The sequence below is a fragment of the Hominilimicola sp. genome, from assembly GCF_046972485.1.
GTDB classification, from domain to species: domain Bacteria; phylum Bacillota; class Clostridia; order UBA1381; family UBA1381; genus Hominilimicola; species Hominilimicola fabiformis.
Genome location: NZ_JBKVWU010000139.1, coordinates 1 through 5369 on the forward strand (window position 1 = coordinate 1; position 5369 = coordinate 5369).

Annotated in this window: 5 protein-coding genes; all 5 read right to left on the reverse strand. The window is 40.0% G+C overall.

Annotated elements, in window-relative coordinates; all coding sequences use genetic code 11:
* Positions 1 to 1743: glutamate synthase central domain-containing protein (locus ACLTU0_RS10540; RefSeq protein ID WP_412322395.1), on the reverse strand; the 1743-nt coding region annotated here is incomplete at its 3' end.
* A gap of 175 nt (positions 1744 to 1918) precedes the next feature.
* Entirely contained in the window at positions 1919 to 3130 is a 1212-nt protein-coding gene (locus tag ACLTU0_RS10545) for an LL-diaminopimelate aminotransferase (RefSeq protein WP_117964912.1), read from the reverse strand.
* A 72-nt stretch (positions 3131 to 3202) separates the two neighbouring features.
* Positions 3203 to 4045, reverse strand: coding sequence for a diaminopimelate epimerase (gene dapF / locus ACLTU0_RS10550; RefSeq protein WP_337599811.1), 843 nt, complete (start codon positions 4043 to 4045; stop codon positions 3203 to 3205).
* 14 nt (positions 4046 to 4059) lie between these two features.
* Positions 4060 to 4584 carry an ANTAR domain-containing response regulator gene (locus tag ACLTU0_RS10555; protein WP_412274234.1) on the reverse strand — a complete coding sequence of 175 codons (525 nt, stop codon included), beginning with the start codon at positions 4582 to 4584 and terminating at the stop codon, positions 4060 to 4062.
* 33 nt (positions 4585 to 4617) lie between these two features.
* Positions 4618 to 5369, reverse strand: a 752-nt coding sequence (locus ACLTU0_RS10560) for a glutamine synthetase family protein (RefSeq protein ID WP_412322397.1), incomplete at its 5' end; no start/stop codon positions are given.

Here is a 5369-nt window from a genome sequence, read left to right on the forward strand (position 1 = left end):
TGAAGTAACAATCTGCTCACGAATTGCGTCAATAGGAGGGTTTGTTACCTGTGCAAACAGTTGTTTGAAGTAGTTATACAAAAGCTGCGGTTTTTCCGACAATACCGCAAGCGGAATATCCGCACCCATTGCACCGATTGGATCGTCAGCCTTTTCAACGATTGATTTAATCGTTGTGTTGACGTCCTCCCAAGTATAGCCGAATGCCTTTTGACGTGTAAGCAATGAAAGTTTATCGTCACTGTTTTCACGATTTACAAACATATTTTCAAGAACGATAAAGTTCTTCAAAAGCAAATGTTCGTTGACATTGCCTTTTGCGTTGTCCTTTAATTTATGCACCAAATCGTGCCATGTGTCGCCCTTTTTATCTGTATTAAGAGGAAGCTTGTCAAGCTCAACAAGAGTTTTCTTTACCCACTCTGCATACGGCTTGTGAAGTGCCTCTTCCTTTTTGATTTCTTCGTCTGAAATAATCTTGCCCTTTTCTGTATCGATAAGGAGCATTTTACCCGGATGCAGACGTTCTTTCTTTATAATAGTAGACTCGTCAACATCTGTTACACCGACTTCAGATGAAAGAATAATCATATCGTCAGAGGTCAAATAGTAACGAGCCGGTCTCAGACCGTTTCTGTCAAGCGTTGCACCGACATAACGTCCGTCTGTAAATGCAACAGCCGCAGGGCCGTCCCAAGGCTCTGTGATACATGAGTGATACTCATAAAATGCTTTCATTGCAGGATCCATATCCGCATTATTTTCCCAAGGTTCAGGAATTGTCATCATTACCGCTCTCGGAAGTGAGAATCCCGAAAGATGTAGGAACTGCAAATAGTTATCAAGCATTGCGGAGTCAGAACCGTCCTCATTGATAACAGGTAAAATTTTGTCCATATCACCCTCAAATTCAGGTGTTGCGAACATTCTTTCTCTTGCCTTAACCCAGTTTACATTACCGCGGATAGTGTTAATTTCGCCGTTATGGATAATGTATCTGTTCGGATGCGCTCTTTCCCATGACGGGAATGTGTTTGTTGAGAAACGTGAGTGCACAAGTGCGATTGCCGTTTCCATATCCACATCTTTAAGGTCAAGGTAAAATTCATTAACTTGGTCAGGTGTAAGCATACCTTTATATACAACCGTTCTTGCAGATAGTGATGCGAAATAGAAATAGTTGTCAAGACCGCTCTTTCTGATTTCCTTTTCTGCAAGTTTGCCGATAATATAAAGCTTTCTTTCAAATGAATCTGCATCAAGGCTTTCGTCACCTTTGCCGATAAACACCTGCACGATATGCGGCATTGCCTCTCTGGCACTGTTACCGATACATACGTCATAAACAGGCACTTCTCTTATACCGAGAAGTTTCTGTTCTTCACCGTCAATAATCTTTGTAAGTCTTTCAAGACTTTCTTCTCTTGTATCCTTATCCGGCGATAAAAACAGCATACCAACGCCGTAATCACCCTTTTTAGGTAGCTTAATCCCTTCATTCTTACAAACCTTTTTCATGAAGGCATGAGGCATTTGAATTAAAATACCGGCACCGTCACCTGTATCAGGCTCACTGCCGACACCGCCTCTGTGTGCAAGGTTTTTCAATATCTGAATTGCCTGATTAATAATGCCGTGAGAAGTTTTTCCTTTGATATTTGCGATAAATCCGATTCCGCAGGCATCATGCTCAAATTGCGGGTCATAAAGGCCCTGTTTTTCGGGTAATCCATTATACTCCATTTTTTTCAATCCTTTCGCTGTATTCCGCCGAACAAAAAAGGCGTTTCAATCAGAACATACCAATCCATAAATTGATATGTACCGATCGAAACGCCTTTGTTTCGTCAAAAAATTATTTTGTTATCCTGTGTAAACTTATTATAGCACATTATTTTTGTTTTGTCTACTAAATATTTTACAAAATTGCTTTGATTTTTTCCATTGCTTTTATGGTATTTTCCTTAGTTGAGAATGCTGTAAATCTTACGTATCCCTCACCGCTCGGTCCAAAACCCGAACCCGGTGTTGTTACAACACCTGTTTCTTCAAGTAATTTGTCAAAGAAATCCCATGATTTCATACCGTTTGGTGTCTTTGCCCAAATGTACGGAGCATTCACGCCGCCGTAAACCGTAAAGCCTGCCTCTGTAAGCGATTCGCGGATAATTTTCGCATTTTCAAGATAATATGCAACAGCCTCTCTTGTCTGTTTATATCCCTCGTCTGTATAAACAGCCTCTGCCGCACGTTGAATTACATACGGTACACCGTTAAACTTTGTACATTGACGTCTGTTCCACAATCCGTTAAGTTCAACTCCGTCAACCTTTAATTCGTGCGGTACAACAGTGTATGCACATCTTGTACCCGTAAATCCAGCTGTCTTTGAAAAGCTTCTGAATTCAATCGCAACTTCTTTTGCACCCTCAATTTCATAAATGCTGTGCGGTACGTCAGGGTCTGTAATAAATGCCTCATACGCACTGTCGTAAAGAATAACCGCATCATTCTTCTTTGCATATTCAACCCACGGTTTAAGCTGTTCTCTTGTTGCCGCAACACCGATTGGGTTATTTGGGAAACAAAGATAAATTATATCAACCTTTTCTTCCGGAAGTTGTGGCATAAATCCGTTTTCTTCCTTGCAAGGCATATATACAAGATTATTCCATTTACCGTCTGTAAAGTCACCCGCTCTGCCTGCCATAGCATTCGTATCAACGTATACCGGATAAACAGGGTCACACACTGCAACTTTATTGTCAACAGAGAAAATATCACCAATATTTCCGCAGTCTGATTTTGCACCGTCTGAAACGAATATTTCATCAGCCTTTACGTCAATACCTCTTGCCGCATAATCCTTTTCAACAATCTTGTTTCTCAAGAAATCATAACCTTGCTCAGGACCGTAGCCGTGAAATCCCTCTGCCGTACCCATTTCGTCAACTGCCTTGTGCATTGCCTCAATTACCGCAGGAGCCAACGGCTTTGTAACGTCGCCTATGCTCATCTTGATAACTTCTTTGTCTGGATTTGCCTCTGTATATGCAGCCGCCTTTTTTGCGACTGTTGAGAATAAGTAACTTCCCGGTAGTTTTAAATAATTGTCATTTACCTTTGCCATTTTTATTTGTTCCTTTCTGTTCTATGTTCAAATTTATCAGTTTGGAGCTGTCGACATTTTGTCGACAAGCTCTTATATAGTTATTGTTCCGTCAAATACAAACTTTGCCGGACCTGTCATATATACTTTATTTTCATTTTTATCCCACTTAATATGAAGTGTACCTCCCAAAAGTACAAGGTCAGCCTCATCATCAACAAGATCGTTTAAATTTGCCGCAACCATTGTTGCACAAGCACCTGTACCGCAGGCAAGTGTTTCACCTGCACCGCGTTCCCAAACACGCATTTTTATAGTGTTTCTGTCAACTATCTGTGCAAATTCTGTATTGATTTTCTTTGGGAACAATTTATGCGTTTCAAATTTAGGACCGATTTTTTCTATTTCAAGACTGTCCGTATCATCAATAAATGTAACCGCATGAGGATTACCCATTGACACGCCTGTAACCTTATAAACCTTTCCGTCAACTTCAACATCTTCACTTATAAATCTGTCAAGATTTGAGTCAATCGGAATATTTTTCGGAACAAGTTCCGGACTGCCCATATTTACACAAACAGTCTGCACTTCTCCGTCTTTAACATTTAGGTCAAGAATTTTTATACCTGCCAACGTTTCAAGAGTAATCTGTGTCTTGTCTGTAAGACCTCTGTCGTACACATACTTACCGACACAACGCGTTGCGTTTCCGCACATTTCAGCTTGTGAGCCGTCACTGTTGTACATATCCATTCTGAAATCAGCCACATCAGACGGGCATATCAAAACAAGTCCGTCCGAACCGATACCGAAATGTCTGTCACTTACGGCTTTAGCCGTTTCGTTTATATTCTCGACTTTTTCCTCAAAACAATTTACATATATGTAATCGTTTCCTGCACCATGCATTTTTGAAAACTTAAATGTCTGCATTTACTTCATCTCCATTAAATATTTAAAATCATTCTTGCCGTATCGATAAACTTCGCACCTGTATCCATACTTCTTTTTTGTATAAATCGATGTGCCTGTTCCTCCGACATTCTGTGTATTTCCATAAGATATGCTTTTGCATCACGAATTATCTTTTCTTCTTCCGGTGTACGTTTTGCTCTGTGCTTTCTTCTTTCGATAATTCCGACAAAAGTTTCTACGGAATTTATTAAAAGCTGTCTGTTCAAAGGAAGTGTTACAACAAAAATATCTTGATTATATATACTGCTCTGCCTTTCGGCTTTGACTATGCTCATAAGTTTCTGACCTTCCATAAGATCGTCATAAACATCATCGACAGTTCCGTCGGGAAGTTTATATCCCATAATTATAAGCACTTCGTCCATATCGGATACAGTTCTTAAAAGTTCTGCTTTTGAGTGACAGACAGTGTAAACATCATAGCCGCTGCCGTCAAGCATCATTTTTATTTTGTCGGCTGTTTCGTCTTTTGAAAAAGCCAATACTACTCTGTCCACCGCCGTCCCTCCTTTTTAGGAAATTGTTTTTAATTAATAAGCAATTAAATATTTTTCAATTTCCCACTGATTTATGGTACGACGATATTCTCCGTATTCTTCTTCCTTAGCTTCAAAATAGCTTGACGCAAATTTATCACCAAGCAATTCGCTGATAAATTCGGACTTTCTTGCAATTTTAATCGCCTCGTTAAGACTTATCGGCAAGCTCTTGACTCCGAGTGCCTCACGTTCTTTATCCGAAAGATTGTAGATATTAACATCAATACTCGGCGGAAGTGTTTCATTATCTTTTATGCCTTTCAAACCGGCTTTAAGGCAAGCCGCAAGTGCAAGATACGGATTAGCTGTCGGATCGGGTGAACGAAGTTCAATTCTTGCGTCACCGGGCTTTTTCGATGACGGTACTCTTACAAGCAAACTTCTGTTGCTTTCCGACCAAGAAATATAGCAAGGTGCCTCATATCCCGGTATAAATCTCTTATATGAATTTACCGTTGGATTTGTAAAGCACGCCATATCCGGTGTATATTTTAATAATCCTGCCGTAAATTTATGTGCCGTATCGGAAAGCTTTGACGGATCATTTTCATTATAGAAAACATTTTTACCGTCCTTTTCAAGCGACATTGTAAGGTGCATTCCGCTACCGCTTACTCCCGCAATAGGTTTCGGCATAAATGTTGCGTGAAGTCCGTTACGTTTTGCAATAGTTTTTACAACAGTTCTGAATGTAACAATTCTGTCCGCGGTTTTTAATGCGTCGTCATATCTGAATGTAATCT